Source organism: Paenibacillus taichungensis (assembly GCF_050994985.1).
Classification (GTDB): domain Bacteria; phylum Bacillota; class Bacilli; order Paenibacillales; family Paenibacillaceae; genus Paenibacillus; species Paenibacillus taichungensis.
Genome location: NZ_CP194720.1, coordinates 2,929,237 through 2,949,302, shown reverse-complemented (window position 1 = coordinate 2,949,302; position 20,066 = coordinate 2,929,237). Strand labels below are relative to the sequence as shown.

Annotated in this window: 19 protein-coding genes and 1 pseudogene; 18 read left to right on the top strand and 2 right to left on the bottom strand. The window is 43.7% G+C overall.

Annotated elements, in window-relative coordinates; all coding sequences use genetic code 11:
* Positions 1-89: 89 nt before the first annotated feature.
* Positions 90-695 carry a TetR/AcrR family transcriptional regulator gene (locus tag ACR1R9_RS13155; protein WP_099854365.1) on the top strand — a complete coding sequence of 202 codons (606 nt, stop codon included), beginning with the start codon at positions 90-92 and terminating at the stop codon, positions 693-695.
* A gap of 63 nt (positions 696-758) precedes the next feature.
* Here ACR1R9_RS13155 and ACR1R9_RS13150 read toward each other — a convergent pair whose 3' ends face one another.
* The gene (locus ACR1R9_RS13150) at positions 759-1,418 is read right to left on the bottom strand and encodes a hypothetical protein (protein ID WP_099854363.1); all 660 of its coding nucleotides are present in this window, start codon (positions 1,416-1,418) and stop codon (positions 759-761) included.
* A 404-nt stretch (positions 1,419-1,822) separates the two neighbouring features.
* On the opposite strand from ACR1R9_RS13150, the gene ACR1R9_RS13145 reads away from it, so the two are divergent.
* Positions 1,823-3,055 carry a cytochrome P450 gene (locus ACR1R9_RS13145; protein WP_433923474.1) on the top strand — a complete coding sequence of 411 codons (1,233 nt, stop codon included), beginning with the start codon at positions 1,823-1,825 and terminating at the stop codon, positions 3,053-3,055.
* A 169-nt stretch (positions 3,056-3,224) separates the two neighbouring features.
* On the opposite strand, the gene ACR1R9_RS13140 is transcribed toward ACR1R9_RS13145, so the two are convergent.
* The gene (locus ACR1R9_RS13140) at positions 3,225-3,500 is read right to left on the bottom strand and encodes a hypothetical protein (RefSeq protein WP_326064335.1); all 276 of its coding nucleotides are present in this window, start codon (positions 3,498-3,500) and stop codon (positions 3,225-3,227) included.
* 188 nt (positions 3,501-3,688) lie between these two features.
* On the opposite strand from ACR1R9_RS13140, the gene ACR1R9_RS13135 reads away from it, so the two are divergent.
* From ACR1R9_RS13135 to ACR1R9_RS13060, 16 genes and pseudogenes are all read left to right on the top strand, one after another.
* Positions 3,689-4,648 (top strand): ArsR/SmtB family transcription factor, encoded by a 960-nt coding sequence (locus ACR1R9_RS13135; RefSeq protein WP_076288391.1) that lies wholly within the window; start codon positions 3,689-3,691, stop codon positions 4,646-4,648.
* Positions 4,649-4,723: 75 nt separating this feature from the next.
* Positions 4,724-5,302 carry a family 43 glycosylhydrolase gene (locus ACR1R9_RS13130; protein WP_411835997.1) on the top strand — a complete coding sequence of 193 codons (579 nt, stop codon included), beginning with the start codon at positions 4,724-4,726 and terminating at the stop codon, positions 5,300-5,302.
* Positions 5,296-5,565, top strand: a complete 270-nt coding sequence (locus ACR1R9_RS13125) for a family 43 glycosylhydrolase (protein ID WP_411835951.1) — start codon at positions 5,296-5,298, stop codon at positions 5,563-5,565. The genes ACR1R9_RS13130 and ACR1R9_RS13125 overlap by 7 nt, the downstream gene beginning before the upstream one ends.
* A gap of 317 nt (positions 5,566-5,882) precedes the next feature.
* A pseudogene (locus ACR1R9_RS13120) lies at positions 5,883-5,987 on the top strand (carbohydrate ABC transporter permease); the annotation flags it as partial.
* Between the two features lie 16 nt (positions 5,988-6,003).
* The gene (locus ACR1R9_RS13115) at positions 6,004-7,758 is read left to right on the top strand and encodes a glycoside hydrolase family 2 protein (protein ID WP_433923475.1); all 1,755 of its coding nucleotides are present in this window, start codon (positions 6,004-6,006) and stop codon (positions 7,756-7,758) included.
* A 56-nt stretch (positions 7,759-7,814) separates the two neighbouring features.
* The gene (locus tag ACR1R9_RS13110) at positions 7,815-9,215 is read left to right on the top strand and encodes a family 43 glycosylhydrolase (protein ID WP_433923476.1); all 1,401 of its coding nucleotides are present in this window, start codon (positions 7,815-7,817) and stop codon (positions 9,213-9,215) included.
* A gap of 152 nt (positions 9,216-9,367) precedes the next feature.
* Positions 9,368-10,399 (top strand): ATP-binding cassette domain-containing protein, encoded by a 1,032-nt coding sequence (locus tag ACR1R9_RS13105; RefSeq protein ID WP_433923477.1) that lies wholly within the window; start codon positions 9,368-9,370, stop codon positions 10,397-10,399.
* Entirely contained in the window at positions 10,396-11,211 is an 816-nt protein-coding gene (locus ACR1R9_RS13100; RefSeq protein ID WP_076288394.1) for an ABC transporter permease, read from the top strand. The genes ACR1R9_RS13105 and ACR1R9_RS13100 overlap by 4 nt, the downstream gene beginning before the upstream one ends.
* A gap of 120 nt (positions 11,212-11,331) precedes the next feature.
* Positions 11,332-12,006, top strand: a complete 675-nt coding sequence (locus ACR1R9_RS13095) for a response regulator transcription factor (protein WP_099854353.1) — start codon at positions 11,332-11,334, stop codon at positions 12,004-12,006.
* The gene (locus ACR1R9_RS13090; protein ID WP_433923478.1) at positions 12,003-13,079 is read left to right on the top strand and encodes a sensor histidine kinase; all 1,077 of its coding nucleotides are present in this window, start codon (positions 12,003-12,005) and stop codon (positions 13,077-13,079) included. Before ACR1R9_RS13095 ends, ACR1R9_RS13090 begins: the two co-directional genes overlap by 4 nt.
* 266 nt (positions 13,080-13,345) lie before the next feature.
* Positions 13,346-13,960: a hypothetical protein gene (locus ACR1R9_RS13085; protein WP_433948964.1), complete on the top strand. Its 615-nt coding sequence runs from the start codon at positions 13,346-13,348 to the stop codon at positions 13,958-13,960.
* 89 nt (positions 13,961-14,049) lie between these two features.
* A complete protein-coding gene (locus ACR1R9_RS13080) occupies positions 14,050-14,724 on the top strand; it encodes a response regulator transcription factor (protein ID WP_024634376.1) in 675 nt (224 codons plus the stop codon).
* Positions 14,721-16,088 (top strand): ATP-binding protein, encoded by a 1,368-nt coding sequence (locus tag ACR1R9_RS13075; protein WP_433923480.1) that lies wholly within the window; start codon positions 14,721-14,723, stop codon positions 16,086-16,088. The genes ACR1R9_RS13080 and ACR1R9_RS13075 overlap by 4 nt, the downstream gene beginning before the upstream one ends.
* A 221-nt stretch (positions 16,089-16,309) precedes the next feature.
* Entirely contained in the window at positions 16,310-17,299 is a 990-nt protein-coding gene (locus ACR1R9_RS13070) for an alpha/beta fold hydrolase (protein WP_433923481.1), read from the top strand.
* A gap of 172 nt (positions 17,300-17,471) precedes the next feature.
* A complete protein-coding gene (locus ACR1R9_RS13065; RefSeq protein WP_099854347.1) occupies positions 17,472-18,455 on the top strand; it encodes an alpha/beta hydrolase in 984 nt (327 codons plus the stop codon).
* Between the two features lie 102 nt (positions 18,456-18,557).
* The gene (locus tag ACR1R9_RS13060) at positions 18,558-20,042 is read left to right on the top strand and encodes an alpha/beta hydrolase family protein (protein WP_433956449.1); all 1,485 of its coding nucleotides are present in this window, start codon (positions 18,558-18,560) and stop codon (positions 20,040-20,042) included.
* Positions 20,043-20,066: the final 24 nt, after the last annotated feature.

The following is a 20,066-nucleotide window of genomic DNA, read 5'->3' as shown; positions in this document are numbered from 1 at the left end:
TACGAAAAAATAAAATATGTCGTCTAATTCGGAAATAAACGACTGATCATTTAAAATTGTAATTTTTAAAATTTGAGGAGTGATTTTGCATGAAGAACGAAAAAAAGTCTGCTACAGATCCTCGTATACTTCGTACAAGACAGTTGATTCGTGATGCTTTTGTAGATCTATTGCAGGAAATGGACATCGAGAAACTATCCGTCAATCGGATTGCAGAACGAGCGACGATCAACCGCGTGACCTTCTATCTGCATTATCGGGATATCACAGACATGATGGAGAAAATGGCGGATGAGATGATTGAGCACATTGAACGGATTGTGGACGAACATGCTCCTCAATTTGAAGATGCTGCCAAAGATGATGGTTGGCCAGTTCTAGTGAAATTGCTTGAACACTTTGCTGACCACTCCAAATTCTATCGCGTCGTTCTCGCGTCAAGAAGAACCCCCATTTTTACGGAGAGACTATTGAAATTGCTAACGAAACTTGTTTCAGCCAAGATCGAAAGTTTAGAGTTGGGAAGCACACTTGAACAAGCAGGTATTCATAAGGAGATCGCCATCTGGTACAGTTCCTCAGCCCTGATTGGGACCATTGTATCCTGGCTTCGCAATGATATGCCTTATGCACCGCATTTTCTAGCCAAACAGTTCTCTTTAATTCGTGCTTATTCTTACAATGACTTGATATAACAAAAAAACATCCAGCTAAAGTCAGAATCAACTTACGCAGATGTTTTTTAAGAATTTAACGGCCTACGCTCCTGTCGGAGTTCGTAATATCATATACAGCCCGATGAGTGCTGCCAGAGCACCAAAAATAATGCCAGACAGTCCATTGTAAAAGGTGGGATCTCCTTTGTATGAAAATGACATGATCGCAGTTTGTGTTAATGAAAGTGAGATCAATGATGAAGAGAAGTTCGTCAGTTTGATGGCTTCAATGACCGGTTCATTATTCCGTCTCGCCATAATGGCGCCCCCTAGAGAAACCGCGATTTCGGTAAAAGTGACTGCAGCTATGATGAAGGCGACATAGTGAGGATAATGTGTTCTACTGCCTGTAACAAATAATAACTTACTGCAATAAATGATGTACACCGCACTAGAAGCGAGCACAATATTGCCTATAAATCGGTATGCAGCGTATTGTTTTTTTAGGATTTCCTCCGGGCTGGAATCATCAAGATTCGAGTCCTCATGTGCTTTTGCTGCGTGATACTTGGCAACAGCAATGCCGATATTATAAAAAGCGTTAATGCATAAAAAGAAGGAGAGGGTAAAAATCCCTAAAAGTATTTTCCCAACTGCGATAAGGGCATTTAGTGGAATAGATAATTTTGCAAAGTAGATAATGCGATTATTTTTAACTTTAAAGACAGATTCTCCGCTATTCAATGGACGTATCCAATTCACTTTATCCCTCCCGAAAGAAACCCCGATGTGCAAACAATGAGTCTAGTGTTCAAGCATACCATAGTAAACCATATGGTCCACGTATTAGGTTTAGACATGTTCATGCTTACCTATCTGTAATCCTGTATTATAACCGTTAAGAACTTAATTTTCGTCATAAATGAACTATTAGTATAAAAATACACCTTAAAATATCCAGAATATGAATATAGTTCAAAAGTTTCATTCCAAATAATATACGGTTAGTATAAAATGGTTGTGCGCTGAACTGTCAATTCATGTGCCAACCAAAGGAGGAATGAAAAGGAAACGAAGACCTGGAGTGACGCCGTGGCATGATTATCAGAGACATGGAAGAAATCCCTCTTTGCACTGGATAAAAATAGTTTTAAGGCGGTGTTTGGATGTACAAAGAAGTGATTCGAGTTCACGATATAACCAATTTCCAGTCCAGATCGGAAGAGTTTTTTCCACTTCACTGGTTTCGGAAAATGTTGTCGGAAAAACCTGTTTACTATCATGAGGATACGGATACCTGGAATGTATTCAGATATGACGATGTCAAGCAGGTACTAAGCAATCATGAATATTTTTCATCCGAAGGAACAAGAACAACCATTTCTGTTGGGGCGAAAAGCAAGGAAGGCACACCGCCGGACAAAATGAATATTTCAAGCATAGATCCACCGCGTCATCAAAAAAGCCGTTCGTTGCTTTCTGCTGCTTTTACCCCCCGCAGTTTAAAAAACTGGGAGCCGCGTATTCGGAACATTGCCAAGCAACTGGTGGAGGATATCGAACTCAATACAACGGTTGACATCGTGCAAGCTCTGGCAGCACCATTGCCTTCCATGGTTATGGCTGATTTGCTGGGCATACCGCTGAAGGACAGCCACCGCTTCAAAAGCTGGGTAGATATTCTGTTTCAACCCGCCAATAGAGAAAATGCAGAGGAAATGGAACTGAAAAAGCAAGTCGCGGCACAGGAGTATTATCAGTTCCTTTATCCCATTGTCGTTCAGAAACGGTCTCAGCCTGGCGACGATATCATTACAGACCTGTTGAAAGTGGATGTGGACGGCGAGAAATTTTCCGACGATGAGGTTGTTCGAACCACGATGCTTTTGCTGGGGGCTGGTATCGAAACCACTAGTCACATGGTTTCCAGTACATTTTATTCTTTTCTCTATGATGACCCCAACTTGTATGTTCAATTACGAGAGAACCCTGAGTTGATCCCACTTGCGGTGGAAGAGATGCTTCGTTATCGCTTCCATAATGCCAAGCGACATCGGACCGTTAAGAAAGATAATAATCTCTTGGGTGTAGAATTGAAAAAAGGGGATGTCGTTATTAGCTGGATGAGTGCGGCGAATATGGATGAAACAATATTTGAAAATCCATTCGATTTGAACATTCACCGTCCCAATAACAAAAAACACCTTACCTTTGGGAATGGTCCGCATTTCTGTCTAGGTGCTCCACTGGCAAGAATGGAATTAAGCGTTGCTTTGACTGCATTTGTAGAAAAAGTACACTTCATCGAATCAGTTGAGTCATTTGAGTTGGAAAACAACCTTACCGTCTCGGCTCCAGGCCAGTCCCTGACGTACTTGCCTGTGAAAATTGTGCACTAGGATAAAGATTAAAATCATACAGTCCAAATAACAAAAGCCGTAGATTGGATGTGTACCAACATCTGATCTACGGCTTGTATATCGTTCAAGTTTTTTCTGAGATGTTTACGTAACAGAGTAGAGAGGGTCATACAACAGTAACTATACAATATTATATGAGAAGAGAAGATCACATTAGAGGAGGTTGCGATGAAGACTCGAAGTGGTCTTCTTTGTGCATCATGTCTCTGTTTTCGTTAGGAAAGGAGAACTGCTGAGCTAAAAGCTGCTGTTCCTTGATGAGAAGATCAACTTTATGGTGCAGATGATCCAATTGTTTGTTGTAGTGTTTGTACGTGTAGAATCCGATCACAGCCTTAATCGCGAAGAAAATAACAGCTGCCGTAATAATCAATATATAGTTAGAAGCAATATGCCTGATCCAGCTATTGAGTTCACTTATCACGTATAACACTTCCTTTCACAAGAAATGCAGATTACTTCTATTCATTGCCTTCGTTATAGGAAAGATTACGTGGAAAATGTTCTCAGATGTATTCCTCCGAAAGCAGGATGGAGCATAGCGACATTGTGTTTATTCCTGTTATTAAGTAGAATTATTTTAATTAATATTTTCCAAAGGAGAGCAAATACGTGCTGGAACTTAGCTTTAACGACCCGGAAAAACTGGTAACTGTAACCCACGCCTTGTCGACTCGTTCCCGGATTGACATTCTCCAGCTTCTTAATGCCAACAAATTAAACATAATCGAAATTGCCGAAGCACTTAACCTGCCCGTGTCAACGGTAGCCAACCATATTAAAGTGCTGGAGGCGGCCAATTTAATACATACGGAAATGCTCCCAGCCTCTCGTGGGGCCATGAAAGTTTGCAGCCGTAATTATGATGATATTCATATTGCCCTGGATCGAGTGAGTTCTTTTCCCGCACGGGATACGAATGTCTATGAAGTTCAGATGCCGATAGGGCATTACAGCGACTGTGAAGTTGCGCCAACATGCGGTATGGCGAGCACGGAGGAGATGATTCTGAAGGAAGACGACCCGGCAAGCTTCTATCATCCTAAACATATTGATGCTCAGATCATTTGGCTGGCAAAAGGTTATCTTGAATATTTGCTTCCAATGGATATTCCGCAAGGTGCAACGATTGAATCTTTGGAATTGTCCATGGAAATCTGTTCTGAAGTAGCAACGTATAACAATGATTGGCCCTCGGATATTTCTGTTTGGGTGAATGGCACTGAGATCGGGATGTGGACTAGTCCCGGAGATTTGGGCGACCGCCGAGGTAAACTGAATCCGGCATGGTGGTCAGATGGTTCCACACAATACGGCATTCTCAAAAAATGGCGTGTGGACGACAACATGACCATGCTAGACAAGGAGAAAATTTCGGATGTGTCCCTGTCAGATCTTCATCTTGAGGATAAACACAAGTTAAGATTACGCATTGGAATTCATCCGGATGCTAGGCATCAGGGAGGCATGAACCTGTTTGGCAATGAGTTCGGAGATCATGAACAGAACATTATTATGCAGGTAAGGTATACGATGAATGCAGGTGATAAGGATGCGAGATATGCCAAATAACGGTACTTCATTTATCGTGAGTATCGAGCGTTTTAAACCGAACTTGTTTCATCTGGAGCAACACGTTCCAATTACCTGGAGCTAATTCAGACCACCCGATTATCTCTAATTGACGAAGGTAAACGGAAAATCATCTGGTCACCGGAGCCTGGCGGGCGTTATAGCCATCATTTGTGGGCACCAGAAATCCATTTTTTGAACGGAAAATGGTACATATACTATACGGCCAATGATGGGGGAGGGGACGATTCACGGCGGATTTGCGTGCTGGAGAATGAAAGCCCAAATCCCATGGATGGCGATTGGGTATGGAAGGGGGCTCTGGGCACTCCTGTCCCTGGTCTGGATGGTACCGTGCTGAAATTGAGTGCTCAATTCTATTTTCTGTACGCAGGCTACGGTCATTTTCCGGACTATGGGTCAGCGATCTATATTATTCGGATGTCTAATCCTTACACATTGACAGGTGACCATGTGCTGTTAACAGCTCCAACCTTTTCGTGGGAAAAGCAAGGCGGGATGGCGATTAATGAAGGCCCGGTTATGCTGCATCGAAATGGACGAGTCTTTCTGATTTTCTCGGCCAGCACAACCTGGACGGAAGATTATGCACTTGGCATGTTAACCAGGATGAAGAAGATGATCCAATGCTAGCTTCATCATGGACCAAATCCCCGCAGCCTGTTTTTTGGAAGAGTACGGAGAATGGTGTATATGCCACAGGGCACAACAGCTTTACTACATCACCGGATGGTCTGGAGGACTGGATCGTATTTCATGCTCTTCCGGCACCGGGTGCTGATACTGGTTTTCGGGCTACGCGCATTCAAAAATTTGAATGGAACAGGGATGGAACACCTGATTTTGGTGTGCCTTTCAGCGATGATCATGCGCTCCAAGTTCCATCGGGAGAGTAAGACATAAGACTTGAGAATAGGGGATAGGTATGCCTAAAGTTACAACTATTTTGTAATTAATAGCGAATTAGATAAATGATTGGGTGAAAACGAATGCTTTCATTAGACAAAGAAAGTAATAATTATTTTGGCTTTAAACTGGATTTTTCCGCATTCTAACTATGTTTTAATGGTGTAACCTAGTGAATAATCAACTTTTCAATGCTGTTTGAATGAGATGTAAGCAAGAATACCAGATATATTTTGTTACAAGAAAATAAATTGAAAACGTTGACATCTAATTATTGTGTAATTATACTTTGATTCAAATACAGAACAAATATTGCACCATTGTTGTGTCCACCATTCCAATACTGATGGTATACCCTTTCCTACAAAAGTACTTTGTAAAAGGAGTATATATCGGTTCAATCAAAGGCTAATAGGAGTGATTTACGTATGAATAAAGACAAGATGACATTGACACCACGACCGGAATATCCTCGTCCTCAGTGGGTACGTAACGATTGGATCAATCTGAACGGAACTTGGAAGTTCGAAATGGATCATGGCAAAAGTGGAAAAGAACGGGGTTATGAACAGTCCGAACATGACCTCTCTGGGACAATCACTGTTCCGTTCTGTCCAGAGAGTAAACTGTCCGGGGTGGGCTATACCGATTTTATGGCAGCAGTATGGTATAAACGCGAGTTCTCCATTCCGGATACCTGGATGAATGGACGCATTTTGCTTCATTTTGGCGCTGTTGATTACGAAGCCGAGATCTGGGTCAATGGAAAAGCGGTTGGTAAACATCGGGGAGGCTATTCTCCATTCCATTTTGATATCACATCCCATGTTTCGTCGGGAACGAATGTAGTCACGGTTTATGCGGAAGACGATGTGCGTTCTGGACTTCAGCCGCGAGGCAAGCAGAGCGAACGATTCCACTCACATGGCTGCGATTACACGCGGACGACCGGCATTTGGCAAACGGTGTGGCTGGAGCACGTGCCAGAGGTGTATCTCTCCGACATGAAAGTCGCGGCTGATCCGGAAAATGCATGTGTGCACCTTGAAGTGAAAATATGCGGTAACACTGCTGGAGGAGAGCTGGCTGCAACAGCCCACTTTGACGGCAAGGATGTTGGATCGGCAACGGCGGTTATTCATGGACCTGCTGTGAAGCTTACCGTCCCATTATCTGAAATCCACTTATGGGAGCCAGGGCATGCCCAATTGTATGATTTGGAGTTGAAGCTGCATGGGCAGGATCAGACCATCGATACGGTAGGCTCGTATTTCGGACTGCGGACGGTAAGGTTGGATGGCATGGCATTTCGTATTAATGAGAAGTCTGTTTTTCAGCGGCTTGTGCTGGATCAGGGCTTTTACCCGGATGGCATCTACACGGCACCTAGCGACGAAGATCTGCGCAAAGACATCGAGATTTCCATGGGGCTTGGCTTTAATGGAGCGAGATTGCACGAAAAGATGTTTGAGCCGCGTTTCCTGTATTGGGCTGATCAGCTGGGTTATCTGGTATGGGGAGAACATGCCAACTGGGGACAGGATATTACAACGTCTGAAAGCCTTGCCCGGTTTTTGCCAGAATGGATGGAAGGTATGGAACGCGACTTTAATCATCCATCACTTATCGGTTGGTGTCCGTTCAACGAAACGTGGGATCGTGATGGAACCCGGCAGGATAATGATGTGCTACGCATTGTCTATGAGATGACCAAACGTATGGACCCGACACGTCCTGTCATTGATACCAGTGGTAACTTTCATGTGGTGACGGATATCTTCGATTTGCATGACTATGATCAGAACCCGGAAACGTTCCGTGCCAGATATGAACCGATGAAAAGCGGTGGAGAAGTATTCAATACGTTTCCGGAGCGGCAGACGTATGAAGGGCAGCCCTATTTTATTAGCGAGTATGGCGGTATCTGGTGGAATCCGGATCAGCAAGATGAGAAAGCTTGGGGCTACGGGGACAGACCGAATTCCGAAGAAGCTTTCATTGCACGTTATGAGGGATTAACCAATGTCCTGTTGGACCATCCGAAAATGTTCGGGTTTTGTTATACCCAGCTATATGATGTGGAACAGGAAGTGAATGGACTGTACACCTATGACCGCCGTCCCAAATTCGACCCGGAAACGATTCGTCGCATTAATTCCCGCAAAGCTGCCATTGAAGATTGAACGTTGAAGGTCAGGTACACGCATGATTCATAATCCTATAGGGAGCGTGACTGTAGATGAAAATAATGAATTACAGGAACAAATTTTTGCTGGCCTTATGTGCATTTCTTATTTTTCCAATGGGACAGACGACGCATGCTGCGACCGTTCAGAATAACTTCTACAATGTCGTGATGCAGGATGGAGCTGATCCATGGGTCTACAAGCACACAGATGGATTCTATTATTTCACCAAAACAACAGGTGGTAACGTTACCATCTGGAAGTCAGCTCAATTAACAACCGTTGATGCGGCTGCAACCACAGTGGTGAATACTGGCTGCTGCGGCATCTGGGCTCCAGAGCTTCATTACATCAATGGTGCTTGGTACATCTATTATGCGAAGGATGATGGAGACAACGTCAATCACCGCATGTATGTTATGGAAAATACGTCAGCTGATCCTACTCAGGGAACCTGGCAATACAAAGGGCAGATTACGGATCCCACCAACAAGTGGGCTATCGACGGGACGGTTTTGCAGGTGAACGGACAGCTCTACTTCATCTGGTCGGGCTGGGAAGGAGATACGAATGTAAGGCAGAATCTGTACATTGCCCATATGAGTAATCCCTGGACCATCGATTCAAATCGTGTGGAGATTGCACGACCAACCTACGCCTGGGAAACCAATCATTCCCCGAATGTAAATGAGGGACCACAGGTGATCATTCGAAACGGAGTTATCAGTCTAGTCTACTCTGCAAGTGGCAGCTGGACCAACGACTATTGTCTGGGGCTTATTACCGCTAACGCCTCAAGCAATTTGCTGAATCCGGCATCCTGGAACAAGCGCAGTCAGCCTATCTTCCAATCGGGGAACGGTTTGTATGGTCCGGGTCATCATTCCTTTACGAAATCGCCTGACGGGACTGAGGACTGGATCATGTACCACACAGCGAAATCCAATAATTCCGGATGGAATCGTGAGATTCGCTTACAGAAGTTCACCTGGAATGCCGACAATACCCCGAACTTGGGTGCGCCGGTGAATCCCAACGCACCTATTGCTCTACCTTCGGGAGAAAAGTCAATCGTTCGATATGAAGGAGAGGAGGGAACCTTTGGTGGGATCGCTTATGCATCCCAGAGTCCTTCTGGTTCAGGCGGCATGAAAGCTGGTCATATCGATACGGCGGACAGCTATGTAGAATTTAACGTCAATGCAACAGCTGCAGGGCAATATATTCTCCTGGCAAGGACGGCGAATGGTACAGCAGGTGGGAATTGGTCCAACCTGCTGCTGAGTGTGAATGGAGGTACAGCCAGCCCATTCTACATTACGAACAAGGGATGGGAGAACTGGGGACTGTCTACAGCAAGAGTTCAGCTAAAGGCTGGTGTGAACAAAATTCGTTTCTCCAAAGGGGAAGGATATGGAGAACTGGACTTCTTTGATATCAAACCTGCAAATTAGAGAATGATAAATCCGATACGAACCCTGCTGGTGTCCATTTGGACCTTGGCGGGGTTTTGTGATTTGAAATTGAAAACTTTCCGATTCCATTCATATTCAGTTCATAAAAGTACGATATTCTTCCCCTATAAACGATATGGGAGGAACCACAATTGACAAACATACAGCAAAAAACAACAGGTAATGAACTTGGAGATTGGGCCATTGAAGCAGAGGGGCTTGTAAAAATCTTTGGAGATAAGCGTGCAGTGGATGGTGTGAATCTAAACGTGAAGGCAGGTACAATCTACGGTGTACTGGGCCCGAATGGAGCAGGGAAAACAACAACAATTCGGATGCTGGGTACACTGCTACGGTCCGATGGAGGATCAGCCAAAATATTTGGGCATGATGTGGTGAAGGAGTCACATATTGTACGCCAGCTGATTGGACTTACAGGACAATACGCATCGGTTGACGAGTCACTTAGTGCCAACGAAAATTTGATGATATTTTCACGGCTCCTGGGTCTAGGCCGCGCAGAATCGAAACGCAAGACCGCTGAGCTGCTCGAAGAATTCGGCTTGACGGAGGCGGCGAAACGTCCGATCAAAGGGTTCTCGGGAGGCATGCGCCGCCGTCTGGATCTGGCAGCAAGCCTTATTGCTCAGCCGCCGCTGATCTTTTTGGATGAACCGACAACTGGACTTGACCCACGGACACGTGCACAGATGTGGAATACGATCCGCCAATTGGTCAAGACTGGTTCAACAGTGCTTCTGACCACACAATATCTTGATGAAGCGGATCAACTGGCAGACCGCGTTGCCGTAATTGATCAGGGTCATGTTGTGGCCGAAGGTACGGTAGATGATTTGAAAGCTTCCGTTGGCACTGCCTCCCTTCAACTGCGCATCCAGGAACCGACACGGATTGAACACGCCCGTCAGATTGTGGAGCAGATCCTTCGGACAGATTCCAGCGTATCAGCGGAAGCAGGGAAGATTACTGCGCCGATGGCTAATGCGAATATTGCAGCAGATCTGCTGATTGCCTTTCGTTCCGCAGGCATTGATCTGGCAGAGATGAGTGTACAGAAACCTACACTTGATGAAGTATTTCTTACCATTACGGGCCAAGATGCGAGTGGCAATACGTCTCATACGTCTCAAGAATCAAAAGCAGTGGAGGAGTTGCAAGTATGAACAGTACAATAGCGAAACAAAACCCAAGCCGTAAGCTGAGAAAATACACAAGCTTTGGGCAAACCGTCCGGAATTCCTTAACGATGGCTTATCGCGGGATCTTGAAGGTTAGACGAACACCAGAGCAATTATTCGATGTTACCCTACAGCCGATCATTTTCACATTGATGTTTACGTACATTTTTGGCGGTGCAGTCTCGGGAAACATTCAAGCTTATTTGTTGGTCATTATTCCGGGTATACTTGTGCAGACGGTAATTACAAGCTCAGTCGTTACTGGCGTGCAATTGCGTGAGGATATGGATAAAGGGGTATTCGACCGATTCAAATCATTGCCTATAGCACGTATTGCGCCATTGGCCGGAGCATTGCTGGCGGACACGATCCGATATACCATTGCAACAATCCTTACCTTTGCGATTGGATATCTATTGGGATATAGCCCTGCAGGTGGATTGGGTCATGTCGCCTTGGCAGGATTGCTGGTTATTGTGTGCGCTTGGGCGATCAGTTGGATTTTTGCTTTTCTCGGTGTTATTGCACGTACAGCGTCCAGTGTACAAGGGATTTCCATGCTCGTATTGTTTCCGCTCACCTTTGCTTCGAACGCTTTTGTTCCGGTAGATACGATGCCAAATTGGCTTCAGTGGATTGTTAATGTCAATCCGATATCCCATTTGGTCTCAGCTGTACGGGATTTGGCGAATCAAGGGACAATGGGCACAGATTTGGTGACTAGCCTTGCTGGAGCGGCAGTTATTGTAGCCATTTTTGCACCATTAACAGTACGGGCATATATGCGCAGAACGTAATTGGAAATCATAAAATTTTCTAAAAATGTGGAGTTATCAGGAAAGAGACGTTATGCCAGGTCTTCTTCTTGACAGAATGTGGAGTATAAGGCAAGGTTGAAAAAAATGGAGGTGGTCACGTTGACAAGCATATTGGTCGTTGATGACGACCCGCATATCCGAGAGCTGGTAGGACATTTTTTACAGCAGGAGGGTTTGCATGTAATTGAGGCTGTTGACGGTTTGGATGCACTGCGATTACTCGCTGACCATAAGGTCGACCTCGTCGTTCTCGATATTATGATGCCAGGCATGGACGGATGGGAATTGTGCCGCCAGTTGCGGCAGCAGACGGATCTGCCGCTCCTGATGTTAACAGCCAAAGGGGAAACCTCGCAGATCATCAAAGGTTTTACCCTTGGGACGGATGATTATCTGGTGAAGCCTTTTGATCCGCTGGTGCTGGTTGCACGAGTGAAGGCTTTATTGAAACGATATCGGATTATGACTTCACAAGTGATCCTGCTTGGTGAACTGGTCCTGCGGGGGGATACGTTTGAGTGCAAGAAAGGCGATCAGGATATTGTGTTGCCACGTAAGGAATTTGAACTGCTTTTCACCCTTGCGAGTTACCCTGGCAAGACCTTTACACGTGATCAGTTAATCGAAAAGATCTGGGGTTATGATTACGAAGGGGACGAGAGGACAATTGATGTGCATATCAAGAGGCTTCGTGAACGGTTTCCGGAGGAAGAGCATGCTTTTGTCATTCGTACTATGCGAGGTTTAGGCTATCGCCTGGAGGTACGGCAATGAAGCAGGAGGCTGGATTTCTTCATATTGCCAGAAACGTCATTCTGGTATCTCTGGCCCTGTTTGCCTGCTGGACAGCAGCTTTCTACCTTACGAGATATGTGTATTCCTTTGTCCCCTGGGAACCGCATGAATTGCTTGCTTTTCTGATCAATGCCATGCTTGGGTTCATTTTCTTCGGGATATGCATTTCAATCATCGGTCCGCTGGTTAAAGGCAGGCAGTATGAATTTTTTAATGAGATGATTCAAGCATTGAAAAGCATTTCCCGGGGGGATTTTCGTGTGAATCTGGATGCGGAATTTGCCAATAGAAACGGGAGACAGAGAAATCCCCATCCATTTGTGCAGTTAGTTGAAAGCATCAATGACATGGCGGCAAATCTCAAAGTGATGGAAGATTTGCGTCAAGAATTCATATCGAATGTATCACATGAGATCGGATCGCCGCTCACGTCAATCAGCGGGTTCGCCAGAGCGTTGAAAAATAAAGATATGGACCAGGAGAAACGGGAAAAGTATCTGACGATCATTGAGACGGAATGTGTTCGTTTGTCCAGACTGAGTGATAATTTGATGAAGCTCGCTGTTCTGGATTCATCCGAGCATGCATCACATAAAACATTTTACCGATTGGATCGGCAGTTGGTAACTCTGGTTCTGGCCTGCGAACCCCAATGGGATGACAAAAAAATAGATATGAACGTAGAGCTGGAAGAAGTTGAAATCTTTGCTGATGAGGACTTGATGATTCAGTTATGGATCAACCTGATTCATAATGCGATCAAGTTCACGCCAGAAGGCGGCAAAATTGATGTTTTCCTTACGCAAGGTGAAGGCAAGGTCAGTGTGCGTATTACTGACAGTGGACCTGGCATCACCAAGCAGGATCAACTCCGTATATTTGAACGCTTCTACAAAGCAGATCAATCCCGTACACGTGCCTTGGGCGGCAGTGGGTTGGGTCTGTCCATCGTGCATAAAATTGTGGAGATGCATGGGGGTACTGTCTCCGTGTTCAGTGAACCAGGAGAAGGTGCGACATTTACTGTACAGTTACCTGTCCATTCAGAATAATAAAAAGGGTAATTGATGGACGTTGTCCTCAATTACCCTTTTTATTTCAATTAATTCGGCTGTTATTGTACAAAATAAGGTATATAATCGATAAGCTACAGGGTAGCCAATACATAAGGCCGTAAGGAGTGTGCAGTCTGCTGATATCTTCCACTCACCAACAACGTCTGATTGATGTGATGAATTCATTACCGGTACAACCAAAGTACTCCAAAGCAGAGCTGCTGATTAATGATCTGAAATTAAGCTCAGCGGGAGAGGTGGAGATGTTCTACTCTCCACATAATGAATATATCAATCCTTCTGCAAAAGTCATGCTTGTGGGCATCACACCAGGTTGGCAGCAAATGGAGATTGCATATAGAACGGCTATCCAGGCTTTGAAAGCACACAAATCATATGAGCAAGCCTGTAAAGAAGCCAAAATAGCAGCAAGAATGGCCGGCTCCATGCGTAGCAATTTGATTCAGATGCTCCAGGAAATAAGCTTGCATGAATATTTAAAAGTGCCCCATGTGCAAAGGCTGTTTGAAGCAGATTGTATATTGTTACATACAACTTCTCTGGTTCGATATCCGGTCTTGGTGAATAAGCAAAATTACAATGGACATCAGCCTTCTATTACTCAAAATAAATTTTTGTATCAAGATGTACTTGAATCATTTCTGCCTGAAGTTGAACAGTTAAAGCATCCTCTTATTATTCCATTAGGAAAGTCGGTGGAGGCTGTACTCCATCAATTGCTAGATGAACATCGGTTAGTTGAAGGGAAAATTTTATGGGGGTTCCCTCATCCATCTGGTGCCAACGGCTCTCGTGTGAAACAGTTTCTTCATAACAAAGCGGGGATGCAGAGCATTCTGAGGGGATGGCGTGATTAAATTTCTTGCGTGTTTCTTGCTTTTTACAAATTCAATAATAGTATAATGATTACGACTACATGACATGGAAACAGGAAAAGAGGAAACAAATGCCTACAATACTAGTTGCTGACGATGATCCGAACATTCGTGAACTCGTCTGTTTATTTTTGAGAAATGACGGATTTGAAACGGCTGAAGCTGCGGATGGGAAGGAGGCACTGACCGTTTACGGCTCAACACATGTCGATCTTGTTGTGCTTGATATCATGATGCCTATCATGGATGGTTGGACGTTATGCAAGGAGCTACGAAGAGCCAATCCTGATCTTCCGTTGCTCATGCTGACGGCGAGAGGGGAGACCTGGGAGAAAGTGAAGGGATTCGAACTGGGAACCGATGATTATCTGACGAAACCGTTTGATCCGTTGGAGCTCACGGCTCGTGTTCGAGCATTACTGAAACGATACAAAATCGGCTCCACGCAGACGATCCATTTCGGCAACGTCATCCTGGATCGACAAACCTACAAGGTGACGAGCGGAACAGAGTCGCTTACGTTGCCGCTGAAGGAGTTCGAATTGCTCTATAAACTCGCTGGAACACCCGGACAAGTCTATACACGTGAGCAATTGATCGATCAGATCTGGGGCATTGATTACGCCGGTGATGATCGAACAGTAGACGTACATATTAAACGCCTGCGTGAACGATTCGCAACAACACCCGATTTTCGGATTGAAACGGTGCGAGGTCTGGGGTACCGGCTTGAGGTTTACGAATGATTAGATCGTTATATATCCGTGTGGTCCTGACATTTCTAATCTCCGTCATCGCCGGCACGGTCATTTCTTTTTTTGTGTCCACGATGATATTCGAAGATCAATTGAATGAAAATGCTCAAATTAACATACGTAACTTCGGCCAGGATATCGTGCAGATTTACAAGACCCTTCCATTAAGTGAAGCAGAATCGTACGTTAGTGGAATGAAGCTACTGAATTCATATCATATTCGAATTTACGATGCAACGGGTCAGTTCCAGTCGTATGGAAAGCTTAACGGACATAAATCGGCCACGGTGACGAAAGAGCAACTAAAGAAAGTGCTAGATGGAGGCGTAGTTCAGGACAATCCGAATGGTATTGCAACAGTTCTTTTAGGTTTGCCGGTGAAAACGGAAATGGGAGCGAAAGCCATGTTTTTTGAGACACTCACTCCCCCTTCTTCCTTGTTTGTCGTCCAATGGGCTTCGATCTTTGCAACCTGTTCATTGATTGCGGGAAGTATTATCATTCTGATTGCTTCCATATTTTTGGTTAGACCGATCAAAAAACTGACAAAAGCAACGAAGCGGATCGCTGCTGGAGATTTCAACGTCAAGTTGAATATTAAGCAAACCGGAGAACTGGGCACACTGGCGCGCAGTTTTGAAGAAATGATTCATGATTTGCAGCAGTTGGAGCAGATGCGCAGGGAATTTGTAACGAATGTGTCACACGAGGTTCAATCTCCGCTGACTTCGATATCCGGTTATGCTCAAGCACTGAAACAAGTAAATCTCTCAGAGCAAGAACGAAGCCGATATCTTGAGATTATCATCGCTGAGGCGAAGCGGATGTCCAAAATGAGTGATAATCTGCTCAAGCTAAGTATGCTTGAATCGCAGTCGCAGCAACCACGACTTAGCACACTTAGCCTGGATGAACAGATCAGGCGGGTCATTGTAACTCTCCAGCCGCAATGGTCTGCTCGCAACATTCACTTTGAGCTCGATCTCCAAGCTGTTAAAGTATTGGCTGATCACGACCAGCTGAACCAGGTATGGACAAATATTCTCAGCAACGGTATTAAATTTTCCAAAGATGGCGGCGTAATTCACGTCAGCACCAAGCAGGATATCAAGAACGTGACTATTCGAATCTCCGACACAGGTATCGGTATCCCCCTTGAAGACCAGAAGCGCATATTCGAACGATTTTTCAAGTCGGATCGTTCTCACAGTCGCAAGTATGATGGCAGTGGTATGGGACTTGCTATCGTTAAACAGATTGTATCGCTTCATCAAGGGGACATACGAGTAGAAAGTGAACCTAGTCAAGGAACGACCTTTATTGTCACGTTGCCCATCACTCCACCAACGGAATAGTTAGGCTTATAGGATAAGGTGAATGTGTAGAATATTCATCCGATTGTCTAAATCATATTTTCAGGCCACGTTTCACATGCAAGCTCCCTCGCATGTGAAACGTGGTCTTTTTTTGTTAGTTCATATTCCGTTCATATTGTCGTCATGATGAGGACATCTTTGTTGGTTAGTCTTGAATTAAAGGCTTGTTACAGCCATTAAACAGATGAGGACAGGAGCAGATGAGTGTGACACAAGAAACCGAGAAGAAACAGTCGGGTCGATCCAAAACAAAGAAAGTATTAAACATTTTGCTTAAAGTATTTGGTGCAATCGTTATAGTCATCCTACTTTTCGTGGCCACCGTGTATAGCGTTAACAAAATCAGCAGTCATTCGGAGCAAAAAAGAATGGAAACGTATGGACAGCGCGTATCTGTAGATGGAAAACAGATGAATGTCAGCATTCAAGGAAAAGGAGAAGAAACGATCGTCCTTTTACCAGGGTTTGGAACAGCGTCACCCGCACTTGATTTTAAGCCACTTATTTCAGAACTATCCCCCTATTATAAAGTCGTCGTGGTTGAACCTTTTGGTTATGGATTGAGTGATCAGACCGAAAGGGAGCGCAGTACAGCAAATATCGTAAGTGAAATCCACGAAGCGCTGCAAAGTCTTCATATTGATCGGTATATTCTCATGGGTCATTCCATTTCCGGGATCTATAGCCTGGATTATGTGAACAAATATCCAAACGAAGTAAGTGCATTTGTCGGACTGGATAGCAGTGTTCCAACGCTTAGTGAACAAAAGATTGATTCGTCAGATACACAACCGATTAAATGGTTCCGTAACTTAGGTTTCGCGCGATTACAATTAAAACTGAGTGCTGACCCTTATGATGGACTGCCTTATGATGAGCAGACTAAAGAACAATTGAACATTTTGATCCGAAAAAATATGTATAATACCACTCAATTAAATGAGGCAGAGAGTATGTATTCCAACTTTAAAGCAGCTGAACAGCTAACGTTCCCTGTTAATCTGCCGGTGCTTTTCTTTGTTCAAAAGAATCATCCGGCAGCGGAGAATTGGATTCCCGAGCATGAGAAGCTAATAGAGAACACTGTGCATAGTGAAGTGGTGCTGCTGGAAGCGAATCATTATTTGTATCGTTCCCATGCCAAAGAAATTGCGGAAAACTTTATGGGATTTATGAAGGAAATCCAATAATGTGTTCACGGAAATTTATCCGACAATGACGTCTCCGTAAATTTATTAATTTATTTGCTTGTTCATATTCAGTTCATATTGATGTCACGGGGAGTACATTTTCATTGGTTAAGATTTCATTAGCAGCAAAGAAGAAAGCCGAACTAACAGTTCAAGACAGGAGAAGATGAGAGTGACACAACCAGAGGAAAAGAAAGCGAAGAATGGATCGAGGGCCAAGAAAGTACGGAATATTATACTTAAAATACTAGGAGCAATCGTAATCGCCATTATTTTGTTTCTAGGTATTGTTTATATCACGAATGTGATCAGTAGCAATTCCGAAGCGAAAAAGATTGAGCCTTATGGTCAGCACGTATCTGTAGACGGGAAAAATATGAATGTGCTCATTCAAGGTGAAGGCAAGGAAACGATTGTGCTTCTGCCTGGTTTTGGAACAGCAACACCAGCGCTTGATTTCAAGTTGCTTATTGATGAATTATCTCCATATTACAAAGTTGTTGCAGTTGAGCCTTTCGGTTACGGATTAAGTGATGGAACAGAAAAAGAAAGAACCACAGAAAATATCGTAAGTGAAGTTCATGAAGCTCTGCAGCAACTTGATATTCATCAGTACATGCTCATGGGTCACTCTATTGCAGGCATTTACGGCATTGATTATGTGAACAAATATCCGGATGAGGTAACTGCCTTCGTCGGTATTGACAGTAGTGTTTCCACCCAACCAAGTATTACAGATGCGAAGTTCCCATTAAAAACGTTTGCTCTTCTCAGAAATACAGGTCTCTTAAGATTAATGATGAAAGTGAGTGCAGACCCCTATGAGGGACTTGCATTTAATGGTCAGACGGTTGAGCAGATGAAAATGATCTCGAATAAAAACATGTATAATCCCACGTCATTAAACGAGATGGATCATATTTATTCCAATTTTAAAGGTGCTCAAGGTTTAACCTTCCCTACAGACCTTCCACTTCTTCTCTTTGTACAAGCAAATAATGAAGGTGTAGAAGGATGGATACCGCTGCATGAAGGGCAGATCAAAGATTCGGTACATGGGAAAGTAATCACAATGGATGGTTCACATTATTTACACCATACTCAATTCAAAAAAATTGCTGAAGACGTTAGAGCTTTTATGAACGAAGCAAAATAAATATGGTGTAAACGTACACGCTTTGACTTAACAGGTGTGTATGAACGAATATGAAAACCGTCCTGCGGGGCGGTTTTTCCATAGTTAGTAAATCCAATTCGGATGATGTCCGTGATGAAAGAGAGGATTCAAATGAGATTATTTGAAATACTTTTAGTTTTATCCTGTTTCGCTTTACTGGTAGATCTATTGTTTATTAAAAGAAGTGCAAAGAAAATAGGCTTGGGTTTGGGTATAGGAAGCAGCGTTATATTATTAGTTCAATTGTTTGTTGAGGGATACAGATGGCAGCTACTTTTGGTATATTTCATGACGACGCTGTTCATACTCATCGTTTTATTCAGACATTCCGAAAAGATGGTGAATCTAAAAATAGGGAAGTTTTTGAAATATAGTTTATCTTCATTGATCGTCATTTTACTTGTGATATCTACTGCCTTGTCTGTATACTTACCTGTCTTTAATTTGCCGAAGCCTGATGGTCCAGAGAAAGTGGGTACTCAAACCTTTCATTTTACAGACCAGAATAGAGCTGAAGTCTTAACTGAAGATCAAAGCGACAAGAGGGAGTTAATGGTCCAATTCTGGTATCCTACTGAGAACATGAATAACAACAAGCGTGACACGCTGTTTCCAAATGATAAAGAAATGTTCAAAACGTATATTAAGAGCTTCTCTGCTTCTTTAAAACTGCCCGAATTTTTGCTCGACTACTTGAAGTATAGTCAAACCAACTCTTATGAAAATGTAGAAATATTACCTTCCACAAGTCCTTATCCCGTGGTACTGCTATCTCATGGTATGGGAACCAGTAGACTCCTACAAGCATCACAGGCAGAGAATCTGGCCAGTCATGGGTTTATCGTTGTGACAATCGATCATACGTATAGCACCTTTGCGACCCTTTTTCCGGATGGCCGTGTAACGGGCTATACAACAAAGATGACAACCATAGATGACCGCAGAGAAATTGGGGATATATGGACAAAAGACGTGGAGTTTGTAATCAATCAAATCGAAAAGCTGAATTCAGGTGTAATTGAAAGTCAATTCAAAGGGAAAATGGATTTAAATAACATCGGTGCGATGGGGCATTCTTTTGGGGGGGCCACGGCGTTTAATGCAACGTATTTGGATCCTCGAATCAAGGCCGGGGTTAATATGGACGGGTCACTGAATGAAGTAGAAAATAGAGATGATATAAACAAGCCGTTTATGTTTATCAGATCGGGAAATTTTGAAGACTGGTTAGCCAATTTTGAAAGTGATAGAAATTCGGATGACGAAGTAACTAAGTTTCTTTCAGATGAGCTGCACATTATGAAAACGGTTATCAATCAGGGGGGAAATGTGATTTATATAGAAGGAACCCAGCACTTCAATTTCACGGATCTTCAATTCTATTCGGAGCTGATTAAACTGTCCGGAATTACAGGAGACATCAATGGTAAAAGAGGGTCAAACATCGTAAATCAATATGTGCTTGATTTCTTTAATAAGCAATTGAAAGGAACGGGCGGAACTCTAATTCAGGGGCCGAGCGACTTGTATCCAGAGGTGAAATTTATAGATCCAAAAGAACTCTAATCAACCAAAACATTTAAATCAGGA